This window comes from Paucibacter sp. DJ2R-2 (assembly GCF_025717675.1).
GTDB lineage: Bacteria > Pseudomonadota > Gammaproteobacteria > Burkholderiales > Burkholderiaceae_C > Paucibacter_A.
In genome coordinates, this window is the sequence record NZ_JAJIRT010000002.1 from 44,404 (window position 1) to 70,233 (window position 25,830).

The window sequence follows — 25,830 nt, forward strand, 5'->3', positions numbered from 1 at the left end:
TTGCGGCATCATGCGGCCGATGAATGCGCCAGAAGACCTGCCCTGCCCCTGCGGCCATGCCGCCAGCTACGCCGCTTGCTGCGGCCGCCTCCATGCCCACTTTGCTGCCAGCGGCGAGCTGATCGCAGACAGCGCCGAGGCCCTCATGCGCTCGCGCTACAGCGCCTTCGTGCGCGACGAGCTGGCTTATCTGCAAGCGACTTGGCACGCCAGCACGCGGCCCGCCGAGCTGTCAGCCAATGAGCCGGGCCTGAAGTGGCTGGGCCTGAACGTAAAAAAGCATGGTGAGCTCGACGCTGACCATGCTTGGGTGGAGTTCGTGGCCCGCTGCAAGCTCGGCGGACGGGCCCAGCGCCTGCAGGAGCGCAGCCGCTTTGTGCGCGAGAACGGGGTGTGGTTCTACCTGGACGGCGAGCTCAGCTGAAGCGGCCGATCAAGCAAATTCCTGTCGCACGCTGCGGGTGTTGAGGGTGTGTACCGTCCACAGGAGGGCGGCACTCCAGGCCAGGCACAAAGCTGCCAACACCAAGTGCGATCCAGTCACCCAAAGCAGCAGCGGCGAGGCCAGCAGCAAGCAGGCCAGCAAACCCAGGCAGAGCCGACGCGCCCATTCATAGCGGCGCAGCAAACCTTGGCCACCGACCAGCGCGGCGGCCGAGCTGCCGGCCATTGCCAGCAAGAGGCCCAGACCCAACCAGCTGCGCAAGCTGGGCAGGCCCGAACCCACGCCGCTGCCCAACCAGTAACCCAGCAAAGCCAGACCGGCCAGGCCCAGCGACATCAAGACCCAAGCCACGGTGCTGACCCAGGGCGAGCGGTATCCGACATGGAAGATTTGAGGCATGGTCTTGGTCTCCTTGGTACCTAGGGTTGGCACTGAGAGGGATGATGAATTCGGCGTGTGACAGCATTGTTTCGACCGCGGCGCGGCAACACCACACCCCCCGAAGTGGGGTTCCGGGCTTTACAGCGCTGTCCGAGTGAAGAAATCGCCATGCACCCGGGCCTGGCCACCTCGGAGCCGGTAATACTCACCCCCTCCATGTTGCAGATCATCCACATCGACGAGCACCTCGTCGCCATCGCCAAACCCGCCGGCTTGCTGGTGCACCGAAGCCAGCTGGCGGCACAGGAGCAGGTCTTTGCTCTGCAGATGCTGCGCGACCAGCTGGGCCGCCAGGTTTGGCCCGCGCACCGCCTGGACCGCGGCACCTCGGGCCTGCTTTTGTTCGCGCTCGATGGCGACACCGCCTCGCTGCTGGGCCAGACCTTTGAACAGGGCCAGGCACGCAAGCGCTACCTGACTCTGGTGCGCGGCTGGCCGGCGACGAACGAAGGTTGCATTGAGCACCCGCTGGCCCGCGACCCCGAGCTGCCCTCGGCCGGCCAAGCCTTGCTGGAATCACGCACCGACTGGCGCGCCCTGGCACGGGTGGAATGGCCTCTGGCCCTGGACCCGCGCTTTGCCACCAGCCGCTACAGCCTGCTCGAAGCCCGCCCACTGACCGGCCGCCGCCACCAGATCCGCCGCCACCTCAAGCACATCGCCCACCCCATCATCGGCGACGCCACCCACGGCAAAGGCGCCCACAACCGCGCCGTGGCCGCCTTTCTGGGCGAGCAGCGGCTGTGGCTGCATGCGCTGGAGCTGAACATCCGGCACCCATGGACTGGAGAGGCGCTGCAGCTGCGCGCAGCGCCGGGGCCGGAGTGGGGAGCACTGATGGCGCGCGGGGATTGGCGCAAGATGGACGGCCAGCCCTGGGCGGGCTCGGCCGAGCAAGCCGAGTTGATGCAACCAGGCTAAGGCCGATCAGGGCCCTTCGATCACCCGCATCTCCAGCTGCGACGCCCGCTCGCCCGAGCGGAACAAGGTCTGCGTGGCCGGCTGGAAATCCTCGGGTGCCGCGTCCTTGATGCGCACAAAGCGCTGAGGGTTGCGGTCCAGCAGGGGGAACCAGCTGCTTTGCACCTGGACCATCAGGCGGTGGCCGCGGCGGAAATTGTGGTTGACGTCGGGCAGCTCGATGTCCAGGGCCATGACCTCGCCGGGCACCACGGCCTCGGGCTTGTCCAGGCCTTTGCGGAAGCGGGCGCGCAGCGGCTCGCCGCGCACCAGCTGCTGGTAGCTGTTGAGGGTCTGACGCGGCGGGGGCACGTCGCTGGGCGGCGGGCCGGAGGGGCTTTCGTCTTCCATGTCGTGCGGGTAGACGTCGATCAGCTTGACGATGAAGTCGCTGTCGCTGCCGGTGGTGGACACATACAGCCGAGCCTTGATCGGGCCGGCCACCGTCAGGTCACGATCGAGCACCTCGGTCTGGTAGACCAGCACATCGGGCCGGGTGGCGGCGAAGCGCTGATCGCCCACCATGTACTCGGCGGGCATGCCCTGGGCGGCATAGCTGGTGAAGGGCACGGGCTTGCTGGGGTCGCTGACGTAACGATCCATTGCCTCGGTGCCTGCAGCTGCAGCCGGCAACTGCCAATCCAGCTTGCCGCCTGCCTGGAAATAGAGGCGACGCGATTTCGCCTCGGCCGGCGGCCAGGCCGGGTAGTGGCGCCAGACATTGCTGCCGGTTTCGAACATGGTGGCTTCAGCGATCTTTGCCTCTCCCTGGCCGCGCAAATGCTGCTCGAAGAAAGGCAGCATCACCTGCTTCATGAAGTACTCGCTGTTGTTGCCGCCGAAGCCCACGGATCCCAGGGACTTGCCCGCGGTGCGGAACCAGCCGCCATGGCGCCAGGGGCCCATGACGATTTGGTTGCTGATGCCGGGGTTGCGGGTTTCGATGCTGCGGTAAATGGCCAAGGGGCCCGGCAGGTCCTCGGCGTCGAACCAGCCGCCCACGGTCAGCACGGCGGCGCGGATGCCGTTCAGATGCGGGGTGATGGATTTCGGCTTCCAGTGCTCGTCGTAGCTGTCGTGCTCGATCAGGTCGTTGAAGTAGGGGTTGCCCGGCGTGCCCAGGCTCTTGGCGATAGTGCTGAGATTGCCCAGCTTAAGAAAGTAGTTGTAGGCATCGCCGCTGCTGTAGCGGAAATCACCCCAGCGCGAGGGCTCGGAGGTGGGGTTGGGCTGGGGCTTGAAGCTGGTGAAGAAGCCGTAGTTGTGAGCCAGCATGAAGGCGCCGCCGTGGTAGCCGTCGTCGCCCTTGTAGTAATCGGCGATGGGCGCTTGCGGCGAGGCGGCCTTGATGGCCGGGTGCGAATCGATGATGGAGGCCGCGCTGTAGAAGCCGGGATAGGAATTGCCCCAGATGCCGACCCGGCCGTTGTGGCCCGCCACATGGTCGAGCAGCCACTGCACGCTGTCGTGCATATCGCTGCTCTCGTCGACATCGTTCTTGCTCTTCTTGTTCGGCACATGGGGCGTCATCTCGACGAAGCGCCCTTCGGACATATTGCGGCCGCGCACGTCCTGGCAAACAAGGATGTAGCCGGCCTTGAGGAAATCCTCGCTGGGCGCCAGGCGGCCGCTGTAGCGGTCGGAGCCATAAGGCGCGCAGCTGTAGGGCGTGCGCGTCATCAGGACGGGGTACTTCTTGCTGCTGTCCTTGGGCACGTAGACCGTGGTGGCCAGGCGCACGCCGTCGCGCACCGGGATGCGGTATTCGTACTTGGTGTAGTTGGCTTTGAAGTCGTAGGGCGCGGCGGCGCCGGCGGAGGTCGGCGCCGGGGCCTGGGCTTGAACGGCCCCCGGGCTCAGCAGGATGGGCCCGAGGATCAGTGCAGCGGCAAGTGAACGAGGGAGCATGGTCTGGCCTTGAATGACAAAAATGAGGTGCCAGCGCGCTCAATTGCGGGCGTCAAGGCAAGCTGTCGCAAGACCTGACCCCCGCGGGCGGCGCGCCACGGCTGCCGCGATTGGGCCACGTGACATCCAAGCTGCGCACCCCGTGTTTGCCCGAGCAGAGTTTCCCGATCGACGGCAGCAAGAGACCCAAACTTCGGGCCGACAATGGGGCATGAACAGCAGCGGCAGCCCTTCCAACAGTCTCAGCCGCGGCGTGCTCTTCGCCGCCCTGTCCTACACCCTCTGGGGCTTGTTCCCGCTCTACTTCAAGCAGATCGCTCAAGTGCCCTCGCTGGAGGTGGTGGCCCACCGCACGCTCTGGTGCCTGGTGTTCTTGCTGGGCGTGCTGGCGGTGCTCAAGCGCTGGGCCTGGCTGGGCCAGGTGCTGCGCCAGCCCAAGGTGCTGGCGGCTTTTCTGCTCTCGGCCCTGCTCTTGTCGGTGAACTGGCTGACCTACGTCTGGGCGGTGCAGAACGACCATGTGCTGGACGCCAGCCTGGGCTATTTCATCAACCCCCTGGTCAATGTGGCCCTGGGATTCGCGGTGCTGCACGAACGGCCGCGGCCGCTGCAGTGGCTGGCCGTGGGCCTGGCCGCGGCCGGCGTGCTCTGGCTGACGCTGCAGACCGGGCGCCTGCCCTGGGTGGCACTGGTGCTGGCGGCCAGCTTCGGCGTCTACGGCCTGCTGCGCAAGATTGCCCCGCTCGGTGCGCTGGAAGGCCTGACCCTGGAAACCCTGCTGCTCGCCCCTCTGGCCGCTGCCGCCATGGCTTGGTGGACCTGGCAGGGCCAGAGCGCCCTGGCGCAAGGCGCCGAAGCGCCCTCCACCCTGCTCTGGTTGCTGTTCGCCGGCCCCCTGACCGCCGCGCCCTTGCTGCTGTTTGCCGCCGGCGCGCGCCGCATTCCCATGGCCACACTGGGCCTGCTGCAGTACATCTCGCCCAGCATCCAGTTCATGCTGGGCGTCTGGCTCTATCACGAGCCCTTTGCGGCCACGCGTCTGGTCGGCTTTGGCCTGATCTGGGCGGCATTGGCGATTTACAGCATCGAAGGCCTGCTTCGAAGCCGCCAGGTTTCCGCCACCACGAACTGAAACCAAAGCGGCGGGACACAGCCCCCCCCCAGCGCAGCTTAGAGCTTGAGAATTTTCGTAGCGAGCGGCTGTCAGGCTAGGCTGAGCTCGGACTGATCCAGTCCTGAGGACTGGATCTGCCTAGCGAAGGACTCGGCCTCTGGTCGAGGCGGACGGAGCGCAGGAACCGGAACGTACTTCCTGTACGTGAGGATTCCGACAACGCAATTGCGGCGAGACTCATATTCGCGAAGCGAATGTGATGTCGGAGCCAACACCGGACCAACGACGCATGGCAGTCGCGCAGTAGAAAATTCACAAGCTCTCAGCCGGCGGGTGCTCGTGCCAACAGCGCCGCCAGCCCGGTGCTGAGCACCGGCAGCAGCGCCACCAGCAGCGTGCCCGCGAAGATGGCCAGCATGGCCGGCAGCACCGCGCGGGCGACATAGCGGATGGACTTGTCGAACATCGCGGCAGCAAAGTAGATGTTCATGCCGGCGGGCGGGCACAGGAAACCGACTTCCATGGCCGCCAGGAAGATGATGCCGAAGTGGACCGGGTCGATGCCATAGCTCTGGGCCAGCGGCAGCAACAGGGGCACCAGCACGGCGATGGCGGCGAAGATCTCCATCAAGGCGGCGGCCAGGAACAGAAACGCGCACAGCGCCAGCAGGAACAGGTATTTGTTGGGGATCGCGCCCTGCACCCATTCCACCGCCAGATCGGGGATGCCCGCATCGACGAGGAAATTGGTCAGCGCCAGGGCCATGCCCAAGATCAGCATCACGCCACCGATCAGTTGCGCGCATTCCGAGAGGCAGCGCCCGAGCAGGCGCCAGCTGAGTTCGCGGTGGGCAAGCGCCTGGGTCAGCAAGGCATAGGCCGCCGTCAGCGCGGCACTCTCGGTCGGCGTGGCCAGGCCGCTGGCCAGCGAGCCGATCGCCACCACAGGCGCCAGCAGCTCCCACTTGGCCGACCAGGCCGCCGCCAGGGCCTGGCGCAGATTGGGCCGTACTCCCACTTCTGATGCAGCGGGCGCGCTGCCGCGCAGAAAGCCACCGAACAGCAGCAGGCAAGCCACCATCACCAGGGCCGGCAGCAGGCCCGCCAGGAACATGTCCATGATGGGCACGCGGGCGATCACGGCATACATGATCAGCGGCACCGAGGGCGCCAGCAGCACGCCCAGGGCGCTGGCACTGGTGACCAGGCCGATGCCGCGCTGCTCCGGGTAGCCGGCATTGCGCAGCAAGGGCAGCAGCAGGCCGCCAAGCGCCAGAATCGTCACGCCGCTGCCGCCGGTGAAGGCGGTGAAGGCCGAACACAGCACCGCCGCCGCCAACACTGTGCCGCGCGCGCCGCCGCCAAACAAGGCCACAAACAAGGCTCCCAGGCGCTGCGCCGCGCCGGTGCGCGCCATCACCAGGCCGGCCAGGGTGAAGAGCGGCAAGGCCGGCAGCGAAGGGTTGACCGTGATCTGGTAATGCGACAGCGCGATGGAGGCCAGCGGCAGGCCATCACTCCAGAACAAGGCCAGCGCCAAGCCGCCCAGCACCGCGAACACCGGCGCACCGGCCAGCAGCGCCAGCAGGAGCAGGGTCAGCGCCGGCCAGAGCGGGCCACCTTGACCATCAGCGGCTGCGGCCAACAGCCAGCCGGCCAGCGGCAGGGCCAAACACAGGGCCAAGCGAAGCCACAGGCCCTGAGCGCAACGGCTGGCAAGCCTCAGCCCCAGCAGGGCAAAACCAAGCGGCATGGCCGCCTGAACCCACCAGGTCGGCAGGCCGTAGGCGAGCGGATGCGCCGTCTCCAGCTCGCTGGCGACAAAACTCCAACTGGCCCAGGCCAGCATGCCGCAGAGCAGCGCGGCGCTGCCCTTGGCCGCCGCCTGCACCAGGGCCCGGCTGCGCTCACTGCCACGCTGCCCCAAGCCGCTGCCCAAGGTGCTGAGATGGCCATGACGCTCGGCCGCGACGGCACCGAACATGGCCAGCAGCAGGCCCAGATGCTGGACCAGCACGGAGGCGTTCTCGATACCGCGGCCCATCAACGGGCGCAGCGCGATCTCGGCCAGAGGCAGCAGCACCATCAGGGCCAGGGCCAGTGAAGCCAGGCCTTCGTCAAACCGGCTTAGCTTCTGAGCCAAGCTGCTGGGCGCTGATGTGTTGGAGGGGTCCGACGCCGTTTCCAAGAGCATGCTCACTGCCCCTTGCCGGCGCGGTAAGCCTTCAGGTGCAGGAACACCTCGTCAAAGGTCTCGGCCGGCACCATGCTGCCGCGGATGCGCGGGTAGAGGCGCTCGGCCAGCTCATTCCATTCGCGCATCTGCTCGGGTGAGGGTTTGTTGACCTTGAGGCCGCGCTTCTTCATGGCCTCCACCGCTTCGTCCACCTCCCGGCGCGCCTGCTGGCGCATCGCCAAGCCGGCCTTTTCGCCGCCACTCTTGAGCGCCTGCTGCGCCGCGGGGGTCATGGCGTCCCAGGCCTTCTTGGTGACCACCAGGGCGCCGACGATGGGCGCCCAGTTGATGTCCAGCATGTTCGAGGCGGTGTTGTAGATCTGGCTGGCCAGGGCGAAATACGGCGTCGACGGCACCACGCTGATCATGCCGGTCTGCATGGCCGGCAGGATGTCGGCCGTTTCCAGCGGCACCGGCGTGTAGCCGAGGTTTTTCATGATGGCCTGCTGCTCGGGCTCCGAACCCCAGGCAAAGAACTTCATACGCTTGAAGTCATCGGGCCGCGACGCCGGCTCCTTGGAGAAGAAGCGCACCCAGCCGGCATCGCCCCAGGCCACCACCACAAAGCCGCGTTCGAGAAAGCGCTGCTCCATGGCCGGGCGCATCTTCTCGCGCACATGGTCGACCTCCTCCCAGCTGCGGAACAGCAGGGGCAGGTTCTGCAAGGCGGCCACCGTCGGCTCGATCTCGCGCAAGCCCACCACCGACATCAGCGCGCCTTGCAACTGGCCGATGCGCATGCGCCGCGCCAGCTCGGCCTCGCCGCCTTGGCTGCCATCGGTGAACACCACAAAACGGGCATTGCCGCCCTGGGCCGCCCGCCAGCCCTCGCCCATTTCCATCAGTTGCTGGTGGTATTGCGAGTTCTTGGGCACCAGGCTGCCGATGCGCAGCTGCACCGGCGCTTGCGCCCAAGAGGTGGCAGCGGTGGACAGGGCCAGCAAGAGGGCGGCGGCGTGGCGGCGGTTCAATCGTGTCATGGTGGATTCGCGGTTCGGCGGAGTGAGAGGGGGCACTAGAGGCCGCGCCGGCCTCAGAACAAATCGTCGGCGCTGTCGAGCAGCCATTGCGCGCGCACGCGCATCACCTGGTTGCCCAGGCTGTTGCCGGGCACGGCCAAGGCCTGGCGGAGCAAGGCATCGAAGGCCGCGCGGTCGCCGGCCGGCTGGGCCAGGGACTCGGCCTTGCCGACGTAGACACCGGCATTGCGGCCGCCGCCGGCGGCGATGGCCTGCGCGAACAGGGCTTCAGCGCGGGCGCTGCTGCCGCCCGGGCGGGCCGCCTCCAGCGTGCCCAGCAAGGCGGCCAGCGCGCCGTCGCCATGCTCGGGCCGGGTCGCCCAGGCCAGCTCGGCCAGGCGCTGCACCGTGGGCAGATCGGCGACGGCTTCGGGGCGGTCCTTGGACAGAGAAATGGCCGCGCCCCAAGAAGCCGCGGCCCAGTAGGCCAGGCCCACTTGTTCGGGCGGCAGCGCCGGCAGCGCAGCAAGAGGCTGGCCGCCCTGCAAGGCTTTCAGCAGGGTGCCGCCATGATGTAGCTCCAGCGCCGTCATGGCGTGGCGCTGGGCGCGCTGGTACAGGCGAGCGGCGCGCTGGCGCAGCAGCTGCGCGGCGCGGGCATCGCGGCCGTCCAGGCGCTCGGCCTCGAAAGCCACAAAGGCATAGCTGTACTGCGTGAAGCCGCCGGCCACCGATTCGGCCAGGGCGAGATGGTCCGGGGTCTGGCGCAGCAGCGATTCCGACAGCTTCAGGTAAAAAGCGCCGGCCTCACGCGCCAGGCCCAGGTCTTCCTCCTCCGCCTGGCCCTGACTGGCCAACTCATCGGCCACGCCGCGCACCAGCAGCAGCCGCGGTGAACAGGCGCTGAGCAGGCTTGCCAGCAAGAGCAGACCGAGGAGTCGGGCCATCATGGGTGTGGTCGAAGAAGCGGCCGGGTCGACCAATGGCTGGCGAGTCTAGGCAGGCTTGATGAAGAAGCCGTGACGCTGTCATGAAGCTGCGCATGCGCTGTCACAGCAACGCCGCACACGGCCGTCACACGCGCCGGGGACACTTGAATCCCTATGTCGGCCGACCCAACAACTCACCCACTGCCAGCGACGGAGGAGCCGCCGCCACCTTCACCGCAACAGCGCTTGCGCGCTGCGGCCGAGGGTCTGACGACAGCACCTGTCACCCTGGCTCAGCTGGCCGCCTGGCAAGGCTCCGCCGCCTTGGGCTCGCTCTTGCTGCTGCTGGCGGCCCCTTGCGTGCTGCCGGTGCCGGGGGTGGGCAATGTCATGGGCCTGGCGCTCATGATGTTGGCACTGCCCTTGTGGCGCGGCGAGCGCCTGGGTGCACTGCCGCAGCGGGTGGCGGGTTTTCAGATGCCGGCGCGCTGGGCGCGCCGAGCCTTGCTGCTGATGGCCTGGCTCTACGGAAAAGCGGGCCGCTTCGCGCGCCCGCAGCGCCTGCCGGGCCTGCTGCCGCAGCCCGGCCCGCAACCCGGGATGGCGGCGCTGGTGGCTTTGATGGGGGCCTTGATCTTCCTGCCCTTGCCCTTGGGCAATGTGCTGCCGGCCCTCAGCGTGGCGCTGCTGGGACTGGCCCTGGCCTTGCGCGACGGCCTCTTGGTGCTGTACGCGCTGGGCGCCGGCCTGTTGGCCTGCCTCTACACCGCAGCGCTGGCTGCGGCGGCCTGGGCCTGGGGCCTGGGCCCGGTTTGGCGCAGCCTGGGTGCCGGCTGAAGCGGCAGGCGAACCCAGGCGCCAGTCCGGCTCTACTGCATCGCCACGCTCAGACCGCCGGCTGGCGCATCAGGTAATCGAAAGCGCTCAAGGCCGACTTGGCGCCATCACCAGCGGCGATGATGATCTGCTTGTAGGGCACGGTGGTGGCGTCACCGGCCGCGAACACGCCCGGCACCGAGGTCTGTCCCTTGGCGTCGACGACGATCTCGCCATGCTTGCTCAGCTCGACCACGCCCTTGAGCCACTCGGTGTTGGGCACCAGGCCGATCTGCACGAACACGCCGTCCAGCTCGATGTGCCGCGCCTCGCCCGTGGCACGGTCGGTGTAGCTGAGGCCGTTGAGCTTGTGGCCGTCGCCGGTCAGCTCGGTGGTCTGCGCCTGGGTGTGGATGCTGACGTTGGGCAGGCTCTTGAGCTTGCTGACCAGCACTGCGTCGGCCCGCAAGGCCTCACCGAATTCGATCAGGGTGACATGGGCCACCAAGCCGGCCAGGTCGATGGCGGCTTCGACGCCGGAGTTGCCGCCACCGATCACCGCCACGCGCTTGCCCTTGAACAGCGGGCCGTCGCAATGGGGGCAGTAGGCCACGCCCTTGTTCTTGTACTGCTGTTCGCCCGGCACATTGACATTGCGCCAGCGCGCGCCGGTGCTCAGAATCACGGTCTTGGATTTCAGCGAGCCGCCATTGGCCATCTTGATCTCGACCAGACCGCCGGGTTCAGCGGCCGGAATCAAACTGTCCCCGCGCTGCAGATTCATCACATCGACGCCATAGGCTTTGACATGGGCTTCCAGGCCCATGGCGAACTTGGGGCCATCGGTTTCCAGCACCGAGATGTAGTTCTCGATCGCCAAGGTGTCGTTGACCTGGCCACCGAAGCGCTCGGCGGCGATGCCGGTGCGAATGCCCTTGCGCGCCGCATAAACCGCGGCGGCCGCGCCGGCCGGGCCACCGCCGACCACCAGCACATCGAACGCCTCTTTGGCCGAGAGCTTGGCCGCATCCTTGCCAGCGGTGCTGCTGTCGAGCTTGGCGACGATTTCTTCCACCGTCATGCGGCCGGAGCCGAAGACCTGGCCGTTCAGGTAGATGCTGGGCACGGCCATGACCTCACGGGCATTGACCTCGTCCTGGAACAGGCCGCCGTCGATGATGACGGTTTGGATGCGCGGGTTCTGCACGGCCATCAGGCTGAGCGCCTGCACCACGTCCGGGCAGTTGTGACAGCTCAAGGACATGTACACCTCGAAGCTGTAGTCGCCGTCGAGGCTGCGAATCTGATCCAGCACTTCCGGCTCGACCTTGGGCGGGTGGCCGCCCACCCACAGCAGGGCCAGCACCAGGGAGGTGAACTCATGGCCGAGCGGAATGGCGGCGAAGCTCAGCTTCATGTCCGAACCGACGCGGTTCAGCGCGAAGGACGGGCGGCGTTCGGCCTGGCCGTCGGTCTTGAGGATGATCTTGTCGGACATGGCCGCGATGTCCTGCAGCAGGCCGAGCAATTCGCTCGAGGCCTCGCGCTGGTCCAGGCTGGCAATGATCTCGAAAGGCTGGGTGACGCGCTCAAGATAAGACTTGAGCTGGGACTTCAGGGCGGCGTCCAACATGGTGACTCTCCTAGGTGTTGTTCAGGCGTGGCGCTACAAAGCCACTCTGAAAACACCCTGGCGGAGGCCGGGACGCTTTCAGCGTTGCTTTGACATCAAGCCTTGCGCTGGGGGATTCGCAAGCCCTCCCGGGCCTGCGAATTCAATCTTCATTCGATCAGATCGAAGTTAAGAGACTTCTTAGATCTTGCCGACCAGGTCCAGCGAAGGAGCGATGGTCTTGGCGCCTTCCTTCCACTTGGCCGGGCACACTTGGCCGGGGTTGGCGGCGGTGTACTGGGCGGCCTTCAGCTTGCGCAGGGTTTCCGACACGTCACGGGCGATTTCGTTGGAGTGAACTTCGGCGGTCTTGATGATGCCGTCCGGATTGATCACGAAGGTGCCGCGCAGAGCCAGGCCTTCTTCTTCAATGTGCACGCCGAAAGCGCGGGTCAGCTTGTGGGTCGGGTCGCCGACCAGGGGGAACTTGGCCTTGCCCACGGCCGGCGAAGTTTCGTGCCAGACCTTGTGCGAGAAGTGGGTGTCGGTGGTGACGATGTAGACCTCGGCACCAGCCTTTTGGAACTCAGCGTAGCTGTCGGCCGCGTCTTCCACTTCGGTCGGGCAGTTGAAAGTGAAGGCAGCCGGCATGAAGATCAGCACAGACCACTTGCCCTTCAGGCTTTCGTCGCTGACGGTGATGAACTTGCCGTTGTGGAAGGCTTCGGTCTTGAAGGGCTGGACTTGGGTGTTGATCAGGGACATGACGTTTCCTTTGGGTTGAAAGACAGAACGGAACAAAAAGAACAGGACAAGCTCGAAAACCTGCGATGGACGAATCATAAAAGCAAGCCCCGGCTTGCTGGTTTGATTAATCAAATCACTGTCATTGCTTGAGCCTATTGAGCCGGACTATCGGGGGCCATGTCGGAACGTCATGCCACCGTCATGCGCGCAAAGCTTGTGAGTTTTCGTAGCGAGCGGCCGTCAGGCTAGGCGGACGGAGCACAGGAACCGGAACGTACTTCCTGTACGTGAGGATTCCGAGCACCGGACCAACGACGCATGGCGGCCGCGCAGTAGAAAACTCTCAAGCTCTCAGAAGGATTCCAGCGTCAGCAGCTCTTCCACGGTCTGCCGGCGGCGGATCAAGCGCTGCTGTTCTCCGTCGACCAACACTTCGGCCGCCAGCGGGCGGCTGTTGTAGTTGCTGGACATGGAGGCGCCGTAGGCTCCGGTGTCGTGAATGACCAGCACATCACCGACCTGGGCAGCCGGCAGCAGGCGCGGCTCGACCACGCCGCCGTCCACTTGCGTGAACACATCACCCGACTCGCAGAGCGGGCCGGCGACCACCGTGGGCCGCTCGGCGCGCGCCTCTTTGCCATCGACGGGCAGCAGGCTCATGGCATGGAAGGCACCGTACATGGCCGGGCGCATCAGCTCGTTGAAGCCGGCGTCGACCAGCACGAAATGGTTGCGGCCCACATCCTTGCTGGCATGCACCTCGGCCAGCAGCACGCCGCTCTCGGCCACCAGGTAGCGGCCCGGCTCGATTTCCAACTGCAGCGCGTGGCCCAGCAGGGTTTGCGCCTGCTGACGCGCCTGATCCCAGAGGCCGAAGTAGTGCGCCGTGTCGATGACCGGCTCACCGGCGCGGTAAGGAATGGACAAGCCGCCGCCGGCCGAGATTGCCTGCAGGTCCATGCCCGCGGCCTGCACCTGGCGCACCAGGTCCAGCATGGCGCCGCAAACTTCGGACAGGTGGCGGTAGTCCACGCCCGAGCCGATGTGCATGTGCAGGCCGATCAGGCGCAGGCCTCGCGACTGCACCACCGCCAGGGCGGCCGGCAGGTCGGCGTGCCAGATGCCATGCTTGCTGTGCTCACCGCCGGTGTTGGTCTTGTTGCTGTGGCCGTGGCCGAAGCCGGGGTTGATGCGCAGCCAGACGCCGTGGCCGGGTGAGGCGGCGCCCAGCTGGTGCAGCATGTCGATGGAGCCGGCATTGACCGGCACCTGGTGCTCGATCACGGTCGCCAGGGTCTCGCGGTCCAGCAGGTCTGCCGTGAAGACGATGTCCGAATGCACCGAGCCATCGGCGCGGTAACCGGCCGCCAAGGCACGCAGCACCTCGCCGCGCGAGACGGCATCGACCTTGACACCCTGCTCGCGCATCAGGCGCAGGATGTGGGTGTTGGAACAGGCTTTTTGCGCAAAGCGGATGGCATCGAAAGCCCGCAGCGCAGCGATGCGCTCACGGATGATGCCGGCGTCGTAGACCCACAAAGGCGTGCCGAAGTTCTGGGCCAGGCTTTGCAGGCGGGTGGGGGTCAGGGTTGCAGCAGGCATGGGCAGTCTCTCGCGGGCAGGGGTTCAGGGAATGAGCGAAGAATGCCAGTGCCACGCCATTCATTCAAATATTGATTTTTCTACAGTTCATTCACTTTGGATATGCTATCGGCATGAGCCCTGACATCAGCCTGCGCCATATCGAAGTGTTCCGCGCCGTCATGACGGCCGGCAGCGTCACCGAGGCTGCCTTGCTGCTGCGCAGCTCGCAGCCGACGCTGAGTCGCGAGCTGGCCCGCTTGGAACAACTGCTGGGCTATGCCTTGTTCGAGCGTCAACGCGGCCGCCTGCGCGCCACGGCGCGGGGCCTGGCCTTGTTCGAGGAAGTGCAGCGCAGCTACCAGGGACTGGACCGCATCCGCAGCCGCGCCGCTCAGCTGGGTCGAGACGAACAGGTGCAGCTGGCCGTGCTCTGCCTGCCGGCGCTCAGCCATGCCCTGCTACCCGCCGCCTGCGCCGACTTTCTGTCCGCCCACCCGGCGGCCCAGCTGTCCATCACGCCGCAGGAATCACCACTGCTGGAGGAATGGATGGCCGCCCAGCGCTTCGACCTGGGCCTGAGCGAGCAGCAGGCGCACAGCGCCGAGGGCACACAGCGAGTGCCGGTGCTGACCCTGGATGAGGTGTGTGTGTTGCCTGCGGGCCACCCGCTCCTGGAGCGAAAGGTCCTGCAGCCGGCCGACTTTGAAGGCCAGGACTTCATCAGCCTCTCGGCCGAGGACCCTTACCGGCTGCAGCTGGATGCCTTGTTCACTGATGCCGGCGTACAGCGCCGTCTGCGCGTGGAAACCCACAGCGCCGTGGCCGTGTGCGCGATGGTGCAGCAAGGCTTAGGCCTGGCCATCGTCAATCCCTTGACGGCGCTGGCCCTGGCCGGCTCTGGGCTGCAGCTACGCCGATTCAGCGTATCCGTGCCTTTTCAGGTCTCGGCCCTGCTGCCGCTGTACCGGCCGGCGCAGCCGCTGGCACAGAGCTTTTTGCAGTCGCTGCAGGCTCAGGCTGAGCGCATGAGCCGCGCCTTGGAGCAAGCGCTCCGCTGAATCTGTCAGAGCCGCTCGATGCGCGCGTAAGCCGAATGGTTGTGGATGGACTCGAAGTTCTCCACGTCGACGGTGTAGCGGCCGATGCGCGGATCAGCGTTCAAACGCAGAGCCACATCACGCACCAAGTCCTCGACGAACTTGGGGTTCTCGTAGGCGTGCTCGGTGATCCACTTCTCGTCGCTGCGCTTGAGCAGGGGCCAGATTTCGCTGGAGGCGCTTTCTTCGGCGAAACGCACCAGCTCTTGCCAGCTGACCGGCTGAGCGCCGATTTCGGCACGCACGGTCACCAGCGAGCGCTGATTGTGGGCGCCGTAGTCGGAGATTTCTTTGGAGCAGGGGCACAGGCTCTTGACCGGCACGGCCACCTCAGCCCAGACCGTGGTCTGGCCGGCGCGGGTCTCAGAGATCAGGCGGCCTTGGTAGTCCAACAGACTCTCGATGCCCGAGACCGGCGCGCGTTTGCGAATGAAGAAGCTGAACGCCACTTCGATGCGCCCTTCGACCGCCTCCAGCTTGGCCAGCATCTGGCCATGCAGTTCACGCAAGGAGCCTGCATCCAGCGGCGCTTGCAGGGCGTCGAGCCAGGCGACGAAGCGGGACATGTGCGTGCCCTTCTTCTCCGCCGGCAGGCTGACGTCCAGCGTCCAGGTGCCCACGGTGGGCTGCGCCTGCGTGCCGATCTGGATCTGCAGCGGGTAGCGCACATCCTTGACGCCGACGCGCTGGATGACGAGGTGGCGCTCATCGCGCTCGCTCTGGGTGTCGGGAATGTGGAGGGCGCTGGTGACTTGGTTCATGCAATCTGGTGCGCAGCCCGGCAATGCGGCCGCTGAAATATCGGGATAACCCTGAGAGCCTCAGCTTGCCAGCAAGCGACCGACCTTGCCGAGGCAAGGTCTTCGCAAAACGCTCACTGATTGGCCGCGGGACGCAGCAAGCTAGGCCGAGCGCCGAAGCGCTTGAGGATGGCTTGTTCGATGCCGCTGGCGTCCAGGCCGCAAGCTGCCATCAGCTTGGGCACCTCGCCATGCTCGATGAATTCATCGGGCAGGCCCAGCACCAGCACCGGCGGATTGAGGCCAGCCGCCTGCAAAGCCTCCATCACCGCCGAACCGGCACCGCCCATCAGGCAACCGTCTTCCACGGTGACCAGGGCGTCATGACTGCGCGCCAGTTCGGTGACCAGCTCGACATCGAGCGGCTTCACAAACCGCATATTGGCCACGGTTGCATCGAGTTGCTCAGCCGCTTCCAGGGCCGGGTAGAGCAAGGTACCGAAAGCCAGGATGGCGATGCGCGGCGCGCCGGCTGCGCCAGACAACTGCGGCTTGCTCGATTGCCGACGCAGCTCACCCTTGCCCCAGGGCAAGAGGCTCATGGTCTTCTGGATCTCGGTGCCGACACCGGCGCCGCGCGGGTAGCGCACCGTCACCGGGCCGCTGTGCTGGAAGCCGGTGTAGAGCGCTTGGCGGCACTCGTTTTCATCGGCCGGAGTCAGCACCGCCATGTTTGGGATGCAGCGGGTGAAGGCGATGTCGTAATTGCCAGCATGGGTGGCGCCATCGGCACCGACCAGACCGGCACGGTCCAGCGCGAACAGCACCGGCAGGTTCTGCAGGGCCACATCGTGGATCAACTGGTCGTAGGCACGCTGCAGGAAGGTGGAATAAATGGCGACCACCGGCTTCATGCCCTCGCAGGCCATGCCTCCGGCCACCGTCACCGCATGCTGCTCGGCGATGCCGACATCGTGGTAGCGGGTCGGGAAACGCTTGTGGAACTCCACCATGCCCGAGCCTTCGCGCATGGCCGGCGTGATGCCGATCAGGCGGCTGTCGGCCTCGGCCATATCGCAGAGCCAGTCGCCGAAGACCTGGGTGAAGCTGGTCTTGGCCGGCGTGGCCGACTTGACGAAGCCGACCGAAGGGTCGAACTTGCCCGGCGCCGCGTGGTACTTGACCGGGTCCGCCTCGGCCAGCTTGTAGCCCTGGCCTTTTTTGGTGACCACATGGAGAAACTGCGGGCCCTTCTTGCTGCGCAGGTTCTCCAGCGTCGGAATCAGGGAATCGAGGTCGTGGCCATCGATTGGGCCGACATAGTTGAAGCCGAACTCCTCGAAGATGGTCCCAGGCACAACCATGCCCTTGGTGTGTTCCTCGAAGCGCTTGGCGAACTCATACAGCGGCGTGTTCTTGAGCACCGACTTGGCGCCTTCACGGGCCGTGGTGTAGAAACTGCCGCTCATCAGCCGGGCCAGGTATTTGTTCAGCGCACCCACCGGCGGGCTGATCGACATGTCGTTGTCGTTCAGGATGACCAGCACATCGCCAAGCACGCCGCCATGGGCGACGCCGGCGTTGTTCAGCGCTTCGAAAGCCATGCCGGCCGTCATCGCGCCGTCGCCGATGATGGCCACGGCCTTGCGGTCCTCACCCTTGATCTTGGCGGCCATGGCCATGCCGTGGGCCGCCGAAATGGACGTGCTCGAGTGACCGGTGCCGAAGGTGTCGTACTCGCTTTCGTCGCGCCGCGGAAAGCCGCTGATGCCGCCCATATGGCGGATGGTGCTGAGCGCCTCGCGGCGACCGGTCAGGACCTTGTGCGGGTAGGTCTGGTGGCCGACATCCCAAACCAGGCGGTCATGCGGGGTGTTGAACACATAGTGCAGAGCCACGGTCAGCTCGACCGTGCCCAGATTGGAGCCCAAATGGCCGCCGATGCGCGAATTGGACAGGGTGTCCAGCACATAGGCACGCAGCTCGCCGGCCAGCCTGGGCAGGTCGGTGCGCGGCAGCCGGCGCAGATCGGCCGGGCTGTTGATCGTATGCAGCAGGGAGTCACTCATGGATGGTGCCGCGGCTTCTCAGTTGTCTCGTTCCACGACCATATCGGCCAACAAGCCCAGCCAGGCGGTGTTGCGCAGTCCGCTGGCCGCCAGGGCGCGGTGTGCGTCATCGCGCAGCTGGCGCGCCAGATTGCGAGCCGGCTCCAGGCCCAGCACCGACACATAGGTCGGTTTGTTGGCATCCTGGTCCTTGCCGGCGGTCTTGCCCAGCACAGCCGAATCCTGGGTCACATCAAGGATGTCATCGACCACCTGGAAGGCCAGCCCCAGGGCCGCGCCGTAATCCGACAGGCATTGACGGGCCATGGGGCTGATGTCACCACAGGCCGCACCCATCATCACACTGGCTTGCAGGAGCACGCCGGTCTTGCGGCGGTGCATATCACGCAGGGTGCATTCGTCCAATTGCTTGCCCACACTGGCCAAGTCAATGGCCTGGCCGCCGGCCATGCCGGCATGACCGGCCGAGCGGGCGAGCAGGCTGCACAGACGCGCTTGAAGAGCGGGCGCCATGTCTGAATCCGCAGCGTCCGGCGTCAGCACCTCAAAGGCCAAGGCCTGCATGGCGTCGCCCGCCAGCATGGCTTGGGCCTCGCCGAACTTGACGTGCACCGTAGGTTTGCCGCGACGCAGCACATCGTCGTCCATGCAGGGCATGTCGTCGTGCACCAGGGAGTAGGCATGGATCAGCTCCACGGCACAAGCTGCGCGCATGGCGGCCTCGGCATGACCCGCCACAGCCTCACCGGTCGCCAAAACCAGCAAGGGGCGCAAGCGCTTGCCACCGTCGAGCACGGCGTAGCGCATCGCTTCGCCGATACCGGCCGGGGCATCTACCGGGACGAATCCATCCAAAGCGGTTTCGCAAGCAGCGAGCGAGCGCTGCATCCATTGTTCAAACACACCAGCATCCACGCTCAGGATTCTCCCCATTGTTTCAATCCCTCGCCCTCCAGCACCTTGACTTGTTGTTCTACGGCCTGCAGTCGCGATCGGCACAAGCCCAACAGGCCGGCACCCCGCTTGTAACTCTCCAGCAACTGATCAAGCGGCAATTGGCCGCCCTCCATATCGGCCAGCAAACCTTCCAACTCGCCGAGCGCTTGCTCGTAGCTGAGGTGCGCCAGATCCTCAGCCGCCTGGGGAGAGGCGGCTTTGGTTGCGGCTTTGGAGGCACTGCTGGATCGGGTCATTGTTCGTTCAAGCAAACCTCGATTGTAGTCAGTCCGCTCAGCACGACTTTTTTGATCTGTAACAAGCTTGCCACGCAGTGCCGGCCATCTGTGGCGCCATGAGACAGCGCATTTCGCCCGGCCTGGGTACAATCCCGCCTCTTTGCCTGCTCGCGGCCCAGTGGCCGCTTGCCGGTCAGAGCGCAAACGGTTCGCCCCCTGCCGGGGCTGGGGCCTAGGCTCCCGTCGCCTCACCCAATTTTCCCATCGAGCCCCGTCAGGGGCCACATCGGCACAGGCCGACACCCCGGTTTCTAGGAGACCCACTTGGATCATGTCCGACCTGAGCATCGACCTCTCATTGATTGAAACACCACAAAGCTCCGGCGCGACTGCCCATGCAGCTTCGACCGCAGCACCCAGTGCAGCCAGCCAGCTGCCAGTCACCGCCTATTTCGACCCGGACCTGTACCAGCGCGAGCAAGAGCTGATCTTCAAGGCCGGCCCGCGCTATATCGGCCACGCCCTGGCCGTGCCGGAGGTGGGCGATCACTACGCCCTGCCGCAGGAAAAAGAAGGCCGCGCCCTGGTGCGCACCCCGCAGGGCCTGGAGCTGATCTCCAACGTCTGCCGCCACCGCCAGGCCGTGATGCTGCGCGGCCGTGGCAACACCCGCAGCAACATCGTCTGCCCTCTGCACCGCTGGACCTACAGCCTCCAGGGCGAGCTGATCGGCGCGCCGCATTTCGACCACGACCCCTGCCTGAACCTGAACAACTACCCGCTGCGCGAGTGGAACGGCCTGCTGTTCGAGGACAACGGTCACGATGTCGCCGCCTCGCTGAAAAATCTAGGGGCAGCTGCCCAACTCGATTTCTCGGGCTATGTGCTGGACAAGGTCCATGTGCATGAGTGCGACTACAACTGGAAGACTTTCATCGAGGTCTACCTCGAGGACTACCACGTCGGCCCCTTCCACCCGGGCCTGGGCCAATTCGTCACCTGCGACGACCTGGCTTGGGAGTTCGGCGAGCACCATTCGGTGCAGACCGTGGGCATCCACAAAGACCTGGCCAAGCCCGGCTCGCCGGTCTACCAGCGCTGGCATGAACAGCTGCTCAAGTACCGCGAGGGCCGCCCGCCCGAGTCCGGCGCGATCTGGCTGACCTACTACCCGCACATCATGGTCGAGTGGTACCCGCATGTGCTGGTCGTGTCCACGCTGTTCCCGCAAGGGCCGCAAAAGACCGCCAACATCGTCGAGTTCTACTACCCCGAGGAAATCGCCGCCTTCGAGCGCGACTTCGTCGAGGCCCATCAAGCCGCTTATATGGAAACCTGTGTGGAAGACGATGAGATCGCCCTGCGCATGGACCAAGGCCGACGCGCGCTGATGGAACGCGGCGACAACGAAGTGGGCCCCTACCAAAGCCCGATGGAAGACGGCATGCGCCACTTCCACCAGTGGTACCGGCGAGAGATGAAGCTGGACCGCTGAGCGCCCAGACCGACAAAACCTCCTTCGACGCCCTGCGCAGCTTGCCTGCCGGGGCGTTGTCTTTTCTGAGTCCACGCCCAAGCTTGCCCTGCCCTCCATGTCCGCCTCCCTGCTGATCGTCGCCGCCACCTTCTTGTTCGCCAGCATGGGCGTCTGCGTCAAGCTGGCTTCGCGCCACTACGACGCCAGCGAGATCGTCATGTACCGCAGCCTGATCGGCGTGCTGATCGTGGCCGGCATGGCGGCCTTCCAGGGCAAGAGCCTGCGCACCCAAGTGCCGCTCAAGCATTTCGGTCGCAGCCTGGCCGGGGTGCTGGCCCTGTCGCTGTGGTTCTACTCGATCGGCCAGCTGCCTTTGAGCACGGCCATGACGCTGAGCTATATGTCCTCGGTCTGGATGGCAGTGTTCATGATTCTGGGCGCTCTGCTGTTCAAGACCGCGCCGGTGCGGCCACGCCTGGTGGCCGCCGTGCTGCTGGGCTTTGTCGGCGTGGCCCTGGTGCTGCGCCCAACCCTGGCGCAAGACCAAATCAGCGCCGGCCTGATCGGCCTGGTCGCCGGCATGCTCTCGGCCCTGGCCTATTTGCAGGTGGCTGGCTTGGGCCGAGCCGGCGAGCCCGAATACCGGGTGGTCTTCTATTTCTCACTGGGCGGCGTGCTGGCCGGCGCTTTGATCACCGCAGGCATGCAGCAACTGGGCCTGACGCAAGGCCTGCACGGACACAGCCCGGAAGGCCTGGCGCTGCTGCTGGCCGTGGGCCTGCTGGCCACCGCAGCCCAGCTGATGATGACGCGCGCCTATGGCCGCGGCAAAGCTCTGGTCAACGCCGCATTGCAGTACCTCGGCATCGTCTTCTCGGTCGGCTACGCCCTGCTGTTTTTCGGCGAGGCCGTGGATGCCGGCACCCTGGCCGGCATGGCCCTGATTGTGGCGGCCGGCGTCGGCGCCAGCTGGGCGCAAGCCGGTAGACAATCGCCGGCGTCGCCACCCCAAGACCAAAGCCGCCCATGAGCCACAGCAACTATCAAACCTTGATTTCCGCCGCCCAGTTGCAGCAAGCCCTGGCCGCCGGCCAGCCCTTGCTCCTGGTCGACACCAGCTTCGACCTCGCAGACACCGGAGCCGGCGAGCGCAACCATGCCCTGGGCCACATCCCCGGCGCTCACTATCTGCATCTGGACCGCGACCTCAGTGCCGCGCAGACCGGACCGGACGGCGTGTTCCGAGGCCGCCACCCCTTGCCGGACCGCGCTGACTTCGCCACACGCATGGCGGCCATCGGCCTGCGCCCGGGTCTGCAAGCCGTGGTCTACGACGGCCAAGGCGGCATGTATGCAGCGCGGCTGTGGTGGATGCTGCGCTGGATCGGCCACGCCGAAGTGGCGGTGCTGGATGGCGGGCACGCAGCCTGGCTGGCCAGCGGCGGCGCGCTCAGCCATGCCCCGGCCCTGGGCCAGGCCGCCAGCCCGGTCTTGCAAGACAGCCAGGTCGGCAGCCTAGACGCCGAACAGTTGCGAGCAGAACTGGGCCGCGTCCGCCTGATCGACGCGCGTGCGCCCGAACGTTTCCGCGGGGAAGTCGAGCCCCTGGACGCACAGGCTGGTCATATTCCCGGCGCCAGCAATCGCTTGTTCAAAAACAATCTGCAAGAGGATGGCCGCTTCAAGTCGCCCGAGCAGCTACACCGTGAGTTCAGCGCATTGCTCGCCCCCTACCGGCCCGAAGAGGTGGTGCATCAGTGCGGCTCGGGTGTCACGGCCTGCCACAACCTGCTGGCCATGGAACACGCGGGGCTCACAGGTTCACGCCTCTACCCGGGCTCCTGGAGTGAGTGGTCGTCCGACCCGAGCCGACCGGTGGCCAAGGGCTGAAAGCGTGGACTGGGCAATTCACTTGACATAGCGCAAGATGGGCGAGCTCTGCCGCTACGAAACTGAAGTCCACAACAACGGAGGTTCGCCATGTTCAAGCGCATTCTGGTGCCCACTGACGGCTCAGACATTTCCACCAAGGCCATCCACACCGCCATCGCCATGGCCAAGCTCCATGGCGCCAAGGTCTATGCCCTGAGCGTCAAGGAGCCTTTTCCCTACAGCGCCGTGTCGGAAATGCAGCCGACCCCGCCGCAGGAATTCTTCGACGCGCAGGAGCGCATTGCCAGCGCCCGCGTCAAGGCCGTGCTGGGCTTGAGCGAAGCCGCCGGCGTGCCCCATGAAGGCCACACGCTCGAGGCCATCCACGCCTGGGAGGCCATCATCGAGTACGCGGCCAAGAACGACTGCGATCTGGTCGTCATGGCCTCGCATGGCCGCCGCGGCGTGCAAGCGCTCTTGCTGGGCAGCGAGACCCAGAAGGTGCTCACCCACTGCAAGGTGCCAGTGCTGGTCGTGCGCTGAAGCCCAGCGCACACAAGACAAAGGGCCGGGCTGCAAATACGCAGCGCCGGCCCTTTTTGCTGGAACGCTGGCGCGCCGACTCAGCTCAATGCTTGCCTGACAGCGCCACCACGACCAGGGGAATGGCCAGGCCGGCACTCAGCCAGAGCAGCTGCAGCCAGGTCTCGCGCAGGGGCAAGCGGCGCTGCAACTGTGGGATCAAGTCGGCCACGGCGACATAGATGAAGCTGCTGCTGGCCGCCACCAGCAAAAACGGGAACAGGCTTTCCCAGGGGCCGACCACAAAGTAACCGAGCACCCCACCGACCACCGCAGCCAGACCCGAGATGGCATTGAAGAGCAAGGCCTTGCCGCGCGAGAAGCCGGCATTGAGCAGCACGATGTAGTCGCCGACCTCTTGCGGAATCTCATGGGCGATGATGGCCAGCGAGGTGACCAGGCCCAAATGCGGGTCGGCCAGAAACGCGGCGGCGATGATGATGCCGTCACAGAAATTGTGGATGCTGTCGCCGACCAGCACGCTCAAGCCGCCCCGGCCCGCCTGCTCGACATCGAAATGATGGTGATGGTGGTGGCCATCACCTTCGTGATGGTGGGTGTGACGGTAGAGCTCGGCCTTCTCCAACAGGAAGAAGAACATCAGGCCGCCCAGCAAGGTCATGAACAGGGCATGCGGGCTGGCCTGGCTTTCAAAGGCCTCGGGCAGCACATGGAGCAAGGCCGTGCCCAGCAGCACCCCGGTGGACAGGCCGACCAGGTGCTTGACCACCCGGCCGAGCAGGCTGACGGTGACGCTGGCGGCAATCAGCACCGAGAGCAGGCCGCCGCTGAAGGTGGCCAGCACGATATAAAACAGAGTCATGTCATTCCAGGTGGCGAGCGCCTCGTGGCGCCCACACCGGCCCCAAAAGTGCCGGTCACAAAAACAAGGGGAGGCTGAACCAGCCTCCCTGCAGCCAAGCGGCGGTGCATCTGGCACCCTGCATTGGCTTTCTTCTTCATCTTAGCAAGCCTGTCAAGCGAGCGACTGCGCGACTCCGACACAGAGATGCCATCGGTTTGCCACGACAATGCCGCCATGAATTTGCCTGCCGCCTCCCGCGCCGCCGAGCTCTCTGTGCCGGCCACCGCCCCGCTTGCCGCCATCGACATGGGCTCCAACAGCTTCAGACTGGAGATCGCCCACCTGCCACGCGGCCAGTACAAGCGCCTGGAATACCTGAAAGAAACCGTGCGCCTGGGCGCCGGACTGGACGGTGAAGGCATGCTGACCGAAGCCGCCATGCAGCGCGGCCTGGACTGCCTGCGCCGCTTTGCCAGCCGCCTGGAAGGCTTTCCGGCCGCACGCGTGCGCGCCGTGGCCACCCAGACCCTGCGCGAGGCGCGCAACCGCAATGCCTTTCTGGCACGCGCCAAAGAAGCGCTGGGCTACCCGATCGAAGTCATCTCCGGCCGCGAAGAAGCACGCCTGATCTTCGCCGGCGTCGCCCGTCTGCAGCCCTCGACCTTGCCGCGCCTGGTGATCGACATCGGTGGCCGCTCGACCGAGATGATTCTGGGCCGTGGCCGCAAGCCGATCACGGCCGAATCCTTCCAGGTCGGCAGCGTCAGCCTGTCGTTGCGCTTTTTCCCAGACGGCCAGTTCACCGCCGAAGCCTTCCGTGCCGCGCAAGTGGCGGCCGGCGCTGAACTGGAAGAAGCCTTTGCCTTGTTCAAACCCTCGATGTGGCAGGAAGCCCTGGGCTCCTCAGGCACGGTTGGCGCTGTCGCCCAGATCCTTGCCGCCAGCGGCCAGACCGACGGCCGCATCACGCCCGAGGCGCTGCGCTGGTGCATCGAACGCGCCCTGGAAGCGGGCAGCATGGAGCAGCTCAACCTGCCCGGCCTGAAAGAAGACCGCCGCGCCGTGGTCGGCGGCGGCCTCTGCATCCTCTACACCTTGCTGACCCAGTTCGGCATCCGTGAGCTGCTGCCCGCCAAGGGCGCTTTGCGCCAAGGCGTGATCTTCGACCTGGTCGAACGCCTGGAAACCGAGCGCGCCGGCGATGGCGCCACCGTGCTGGACATGCGCGAAGCTTCGGTGGCGGCGCTGCAAAAACGCTTCGGCGTCGACCTGGCCCAAGCCGCGCGTGTGCAAGAACTGGCTCTACGCCTGTACAAGCAGCTGGCGCCGCGTGCCAGCCGAGCCCTGCAGCGCGAGCTGGCCTGGGCCGCCGCCTTGCATGAAATCGGCATGATGGTCTCGCACCACGACCACCATCGCCACAGCGCCTACCTGCTCTCGCATGTCGACGCGGCCGGCTTCTCGCAAGACCAGCTGCGTCGGCTGGCCGATCTGGCCCTGGGTCAACGCGGCGGCCTGCGCAAGCTGGAAGCGCAGATGAGCGACGAAAGCCTGCTCTGGCAGCTGCTGAGCCTGCGCCTGGCCGTGATCGCCTGCCATGCACGCGGCGTGACCGAACCCAAGGCCCTGACCTTGCGCCGCAACGGCCGTCAGATCGTGTTGAACCTGCCCAAGGCCTTGCCCGACACGCAGCCGCGCGCGCTCTATCTGCTGCAGGAAGAAGCCCAGGCCTGGGCGCGCTCCGAGGTCTTGGAGCTGCAGCTGAGCACTTGAACGCAAGGAGGCCTGTTTAGAGCTGATCCGGCCCCTGCACCGCCACCAGGGTCAGCTCACGCCGGCCCGCGCGCTCGCGCGCTCGCAGCCACCAAACCGCGCCTTTTTTGACCGCCCAGGCCTGATCCTGGCCGGCCAACAAGCGCGCAGCCAGGCGCCCCAGGGTCGGCTGATGCCCCACCAGCAGCACGGATTGGTGGGTCGGCTCAGGCCAGCCCGCAGCCGCCAGCAAGGCCTCCGGCTCGGCATCGGGCGCCAGGGCCGGCAGCAAGTGCAGGTCTCGGCCTAGGGCCAAGGCGGTGGCATGGGTGCGTGCGGCCGGGCTGCTGAGCACCAGGCAATCGTCCGGCAGTCGCTCATTCAGCCAGGCGGCCATGCGCTGTGCCTGGCGCTCGCCTTTGGCGGTCAGGCGGCGCTCCAGATCGCAGCCACCCTCAGCAAGGAGTTCAGCTTCGGCGTGGCGCCACAGAATCAGGTCCATATTCGGCG

Annotated in this window: 24 protein-coding genes; 10 read left to right on the top strand and 14 right to left on the bottom strand. The window is 66.0% G+C overall.

The genetic code is table 11. The features are described 5' to 3' along the window. The first annotated feature begins 19 nt into the window (after positions 1 to 19). On the top strand, positions 20 to 424 hold the full coding sequence (locus LNV28_RS07365) for a YchJ family protein (protein ID WP_263518200.1): 405 nt from the start codon (positions 20 to 22) through the stop codon (positions 422 to 424). A 9-nt stretch (positions 425 to 433) separates the two neighbouring features. Here LNV28_RS07365 and LNV28_RS07370 read toward each other — a convergent pair whose 3' ends face one another. Continuing rightward, positions 434 to 844 (bottom strand): hypothetical protein, encoded by a 411-nt coding sequence (locus tag LNV28_RS07370; protein WP_263518202.1) that lies wholly within the window; start codon positions 842 to 844, stop codon positions 434 to 436. A 150-nt stretch (positions 845 to 994) separates the two neighbouring features. Here LNV28_RS07370 and LNV28_RS07375 point away from each other — a divergent pair, with 150 nt between their 5' ends. Further along, positions 995 to 1,807 (top strand): pseudouridine synthase, encoded by an 813-nt coding sequence (locus LNV28_RS07375; protein WP_263518204.1) that lies wholly within the window; start codon positions 995 to 997, stop codon positions 1,805 to 1,807. 6 nt (positions 1,808 to 1,813) lie between these two features. Here LNV28_RS07375 and LNV28_RS07380 read toward each other — a convergent pair whose 3' ends face one another. Then, positions 1,814 to 3,754 carry a CocE/NonD family hydrolase gene (locus LNV28_RS07380; RefSeq protein ID WP_263518205.1) on the bottom strand — a complete coding sequence of 647 codons (1,941 nt, stop codon included), beginning with the start codon at positions 3,752 to 3,754 and terminating at the stop codon, positions 1,814 to 1,816. Between the two features lie 211 nt (positions 3,755 to 3,965). Here LNV28_RS07380 and rarD point away from each other — a divergent pair, with 211 nt between their 5' ends. Beyond that, positions 3,966 to 4,886 carry an EamA family transporter RarD gene (rarD, locus tag LNV28_RS07385; RefSeq protein WP_263518206.1) on the top strand — a complete coding sequence of 307 codons (921 nt, stop codon included), beginning with the start codon at positions 3,966 to 3,968 and terminating at the stop codon, positions 4,884 to 4,886. 304 nt (positions 4,887 to 5,190) lie between these two features. Here the strand turns inward: rarD and LNV28_RS07390 are convergent, their stop codons facing one another. From LNV28_RS07390 to LNV28_RS07400, 3 genes are read right to left on the bottom strand one after another with little or no spacing between them, the layout of a single operon-like run. Further along, positions 5,191 to 7,062 carry a TRAP transporter large permease subunit gene (locus tag LNV28_RS07390; protein ID WP_263518208.1) on the bottom strand — a complete coding sequence of 624 codons (1,872 nt, stop codon included), beginning with the start codon at positions 7,060 to 7,062 and terminating at the stop codon, positions 5,191 to 5,193. A 2-nt stretch (positions 7,063 to 7,064) separates the two neighbouring features. After that, the gene (locus LNV28_RS07395) at positions 7,065 to 8,084 is read right to left on the bottom strand and encodes a TRAP transporter substrate-binding protein (protein WP_263518209.1); all 1,020 of its coding nucleotides are present in this window, start codon (positions 8,082 to 8,084) and stop codon (positions 7,065 to 7,067) included. Positions 8,085 to 8,137: 53 nt separating this feature from the next. Then, on the bottom strand, positions 8,138 to 9,013 hold the full coding sequence (locus LNV28_RS07400; protein WP_263518211.1) for a TRAP transporter TatT component family protein: 876 nt from the start codon (positions 9,011 to 9,013) through the stop codon (positions 8,138 to 8,140). A 225-nt stretch (positions 9,014 to 9,238) separates the two neighbouring features. On the opposite strand from LNV28_RS07400, the gene LNV28_RS07405 reads away from it, so the two are divergent. Next, positions 9,239 to 9,829 (top strand): exopolysaccharide biosynthesis protein, encoded by a 591-nt coding sequence (locus LNV28_RS07405; protein WP_263518213.1) that lies wholly within the window; start codon positions 9,239 to 9,241, stop codon positions 9,827 to 9,829. A 49-nt stretch (positions 9,830 to 9,878) separates the two neighbouring features. Here the strand turns inward: LNV28_RS07405 and ahpF are convergent, their stop codons facing one another. The 3 genes from ahpF to lysA form a co-directional block, all read right to left on the bottom strand. Then, on the bottom strand, positions 9,879 to 11,441 hold the full coding sequence (ahpF, locus tag LNV28_RS07410) for an alkyl hydroperoxide reductase subunit F (protein WP_263518214.1): 1,563 nt from the start codon (positions 11,439 to 11,441) through the stop codon (positions 9,879 to 9,881). A 180-nt stretch (positions 11,442 to 11,621) separates the two neighbouring features. Continuing rightward, positions 11,622 to 12,185 carry an alkyl hydroperoxide reductase subunit C gene (gene ahpC, locus LNV28_RS07415; RefSeq protein ID WP_263518217.1) on the bottom strand — a complete coding sequence of 188 codons (564 nt, stop codon included), beginning with the start codon at positions 12,183 to 12,185 and terminating at the stop codon, positions 11,622 to 11,624. Positions 12,186 to 12,518: 333 nt separating this feature from the next. Next, positions 12,519 to 13,769 carry a diaminopimelate decarboxylase gene (gene lysA / locus LNV28_RS07420; RefSeq protein ID WP_263518219.1) on the bottom strand — a complete coding sequence of 417 codons (1,251 nt, stop codon included), beginning with the start codon at positions 13,767 to 13,769 and terminating at the stop codon, positions 12,519 to 12,521. A gap of 113 nt (positions 13,770 to 13,882) precedes the next feature. Here lysA and LNV28_RS07425 point away from each other — a divergent pair, with 113 nt between their 5' ends. After that, entirely contained in the window at positions 13,883 to 14,809 is a 927-nt protein-coding gene (locus LNV28_RS07425; RefSeq protein ID WP_263518220.1) for a LysR family transcriptional regulator, read from the top strand. 5 nt (positions 14,810 to 14,814) lie between these two features. Here the strand turns inward: LNV28_RS07425 and folE2 are convergent, their stop codons facing one another. The 4 genes from folE2 to xseB all read right to left on the bottom strand — a co-directional run bounded on the left by folE2 (position 14,815) and on the right by xseB (position 18,850). Further along, positions 14,815 to 15,609, bottom strand: a complete 795-nt coding sequence (gene folE2, locus LNV28_RS07430; protein WP_263518222.1) for a GTP cyclohydrolase FolE2 — start codon at positions 15,607 to 15,609, stop codon at positions 14,815 to 14,817. A gap of 113 nt (positions 15,610 to 15,722) precedes the next feature. Then, a complete protein-coding gene (gene dxs / locus LNV28_RS07435; protein WP_263518223.1) occupies positions 15,723 to 17,657 on the bottom strand; it encodes a 1-deoxy-D-xylulose-5-phosphate synthase in 1,935 nt (644 codons plus the stop codon). 18 nt (positions 17,658 to 17,675) lie between these two features. Next, entirely contained in the window at positions 17,676 to 18,545 is an 870-nt protein-coding gene (locus tag LNV28_RS07440; protein WP_411969938.1) for a polyprenyl synthetase family protein, read from the bottom strand. A 29-nt stretch (positions 18,546 to 18,574) separates the two neighbouring features. Next, positions 18,575 to 18,850 carry an exodeoxyribonuclease VII small subunit gene (gene xseB, locus LNV28_RS07445; RefSeq protein ID WP_263518227.1) on the bottom strand — a complete coding sequence of 92 codons (276 nt, stop codon included), beginning with the start codon at positions 18,848 to 18,850 and terminating at the stop codon, positions 18,575 to 18,577. Positions 18,851 to 19,163: 313 nt separating this feature from the next. Between xseB and LNV28_RS07450 the strand changes: the two genes are divergently transcribed. The 4 genes from LNV28_RS07450 to LNV28_RS07465 all read left to right on the top strand — a co-directional run bounded on the left by LNV28_RS07450 (position 19,164) and on the right by LNV28_RS07465 (position 22,724). Further along, the gene (locus tag LNV28_RS07450; RefSeq protein ID WP_263518229.1) at positions 19,164 to 20,327 is read left to right on the top strand and encodes an aromatic ring-hydroxylating oxygenase subunit alpha; all 1,164 of its coding nucleotides are present in this window, start codon (positions 19,164 to 19,166) and stop codon (positions 20,325 to 20,327) included. Between the two features lie 97 nt (positions 20,328 to 20,424). Beyond that, positions 20,425 to 21,339: a DMT family transporter gene (locus tag LNV28_RS07455; protein WP_263518231.1), complete on the top strand. Its 915-nt coding sequence runs from the start codon at positions 20,425 to 20,427 to the stop codon at positions 21,337 to 21,339. Further along, complete coding sequence (locus LNV28_RS07460; RefSeq protein ID WP_263518233.1) at positions 21,336 to 22,199, top strand: sulfurtransferase; 864 nt, start codon at positions 21,336 to 21,338, stop codon at positions 22,197 to 22,199. The genes LNV28_RS07455 and LNV28_RS07460 overlap by 4 nt, the downstream gene beginning before the upstream one ends. A 90-nt stretch (positions 22,200 to 22,289) precedes the next feature. Continuing rightward, on the top strand, positions 22,290 to 22,724 hold the full coding sequence (locus LNV28_RS07465; RefSeq protein ID WP_263518234.1) for a universal stress protein: 435 nt from the start codon (positions 22,290 to 22,292) through the stop codon (positions 22,722 to 22,724). Between the two features lie 85 nt (positions 22,725 to 22,809). On the opposite strand, the gene LNV28_RS07470 is transcribed toward LNV28_RS07465, so the two are convergent. Then, complete coding sequence (locus LNV28_RS07470) at positions 22,810 to 23,586, bottom strand: ZIP family metal transporter (protein WP_263518237.1); 777 nt, start codon at positions 23,584 to 23,586, stop codon at positions 22,810 to 22,812. A 216-nt stretch (positions 23,587 to 23,802) separates the two neighbouring features. On the opposite strand from LNV28_RS07470, the gene LNV28_RS07475 reads away from it, so the two are divergent. Continuing rightward, positions 23,803 to 25,341, top strand: coding sequence for a Ppx/GppA phosphatase family protein (locus LNV28_RS07475; RefSeq protein ID WP_263518239.1), 1,539 nt, complete (start codon positions 23,803 to 23,805; stop codon positions 25,339 to 25,341). 16 nt (positions 25,342 to 25,357) lie between these two features. On the opposite strand, the gene LNV28_RS07480 is transcribed toward LNV28_RS07475, so the two are convergent. After that, a complete protein-coding gene (locus tag LNV28_RS07480) occupies positions 25,358 to 25,822 on the bottom strand; it encodes a SixA phosphatase family protein (protein WP_263518240.1) in 465 nt (154 codons plus the stop codon). Between the last annotated feature and the right edge of the window lie 8 nt (positions 25,823 to 25,830).

Bases quoted from the DNA above. Each gene is read 5' to 3' on its own strand.
- LNV28_RS07480 (WP_263518240.1), bottom strand. From the start codon at position 25,822: ATGGACCTGATTCTGTGGCGCCACGCCGAAGCTGAACTCCTTGCTGAG.
- LNV28_RS07465 (WP_263518234.1), top strand. From the start codon at position 22,290: ATGTTCAAGCGCATTCTGGTGCCCACTGACGGCTCAGACATTTCCACC.
- rarD (WP_263518206.1), top strand. From the start codon at position 3,966: ATGAACAGCAGCGGCAGCCCTTCCAACAGTCTCAGCCGCGGCGTGCTC.
- LNV28_RS07400 (WP_263518211.1), bottom strand. From the start codon at position 9,013: ATGATGGCCCGACTCCTCGGTCTGCTCTTGCTGGCAAGCCTGCTCAGC.
- lysA (WP_263518219.1), bottom strand. From the start codon at position 13,769: ATGCCTGCTGCAACCCTGACCCCCACCCGCCTGCAAAGCCTGGCCCAG.
- LNV28_RS07375 (WP_263518204.1), top strand. From the start codon at position 995: ATGCACCCGGGCCTGGCCACCTCGGAGCCGGTAATACTCACCCCCTCC.
- LNV28_RS07425 (WP_263518220.1), top strand. From the start codon at position 13,883: ATGAGCCCTGACATCAGCCTGCGCCATATCGAAGTGTTCCGCGCCGTC.
- folE2 (WP_263518222.1), bottom strand. From the start codon at position 15,609: ATGAACCAAGTCACCAGCGCCCTCCACATTCCCGACACCCAGAGCGAG.
- LNV28_RS07475 (WP_263518239.1), top strand. From the start codon at position 23,803: ATGAATTTGCCTGCCGCCTCCCGCGCCGCCGAGCTCTCTGTGCCGGCC.
- LNV28_RS07455 (WP_263518231.1), top strand. From the start codon at position 20,425: ATGTCCGCCTCCCTGCTGATCGTCGCCGCCACCTTCTTGTTCGCCAGC.
- xseB (WP_263518227.1), bottom strand. From the start codon at position 18,850: ATGACCCGATCCAGCAGTGCCTCCAAAGCCGCAACCAAAGCCGCCTCT.
- LNV28_RS07470 (WP_263518237.1), bottom strand. From the start codon at position 23,586: ATGACTCTGTTTTATATCGTGCTGGCCACCTTCAGCGGCGGCCTGCTC.
- ahpF (WP_263518214.1), bottom strand. From the start codon at position 11,441: ATGTTGGACGCCGCCCTGAAGTCCCAGCTCAAGTCTTATCTTGAGCGC.
- LNV28_RS07440 (WP_411969938.1), bottom strand. From the start codon at position 18,545: ATGCAGCGCTCGCTCGCTGCTTGCGAAACCGCTTTGGATGGATTCGTC.
- LNV28_RS07450 (WP_263518229.1), top strand. From the start codon at position 19,164: ATGTCCGACCTGAGCATCGACCTCTCATTGATTGAAACACCACAAAGC.
- ahpC (WP_263518217.1), bottom strand. From the start codon at position 12,185: ATGTCCCTGATCAACACCCAAGTCCAGCCCTTCAAGACCGAAGCCTTC.
- LNV28_RS07395 (WP_263518209.1), bottom strand. From the start codon at position 8,084: ATGACACGATTGAACCGCCGCCACGCCGCCGCCCTCTTGCTGGCCCTG.
- LNV28_RS07380 (WP_263518205.1), bottom strand. From the start codon at position 3,754: ATGCTCCCTCGTTCACTTGCCGCTGCACTGATCCTCGGGCCCATCCTG.
- LNV28_RS07370 (WP_263518202.1), bottom strand. From the start codon at position 844: ATGCCTCAAATCTTCCATGTCGGATACCGCTCGCCCTGGGTCAGCACC.
- dxs (WP_263518223.1), bottom strand. From the start codon at position 17,657: ATGAGTGACTCCCTGCTGCATACGATCAACAGCCCGGCCGATCTGCGC.
- LNV28_RS07365 (WP_263518200.1), top strand. From the start codon at position 20: ATGAATGCGCCAGAAGACCTGCCCTGCCCCTGCGGCCATGCCGCCAGC.
- LNV28_RS07390 (WP_263518208.1), bottom strand. From the start codon at position 7,062: ATGCTCTTGGAAACGGCGTCGGACCCCTCCAACACATCAGCGCCCAGC.
- LNV28_RS07460 (WP_263518233.1), top strand. From the start codon at position 21,336: ATGAGCCACAGCAACTATCAAACCTTGATTTCCGCCGCCCAGTTGCAG.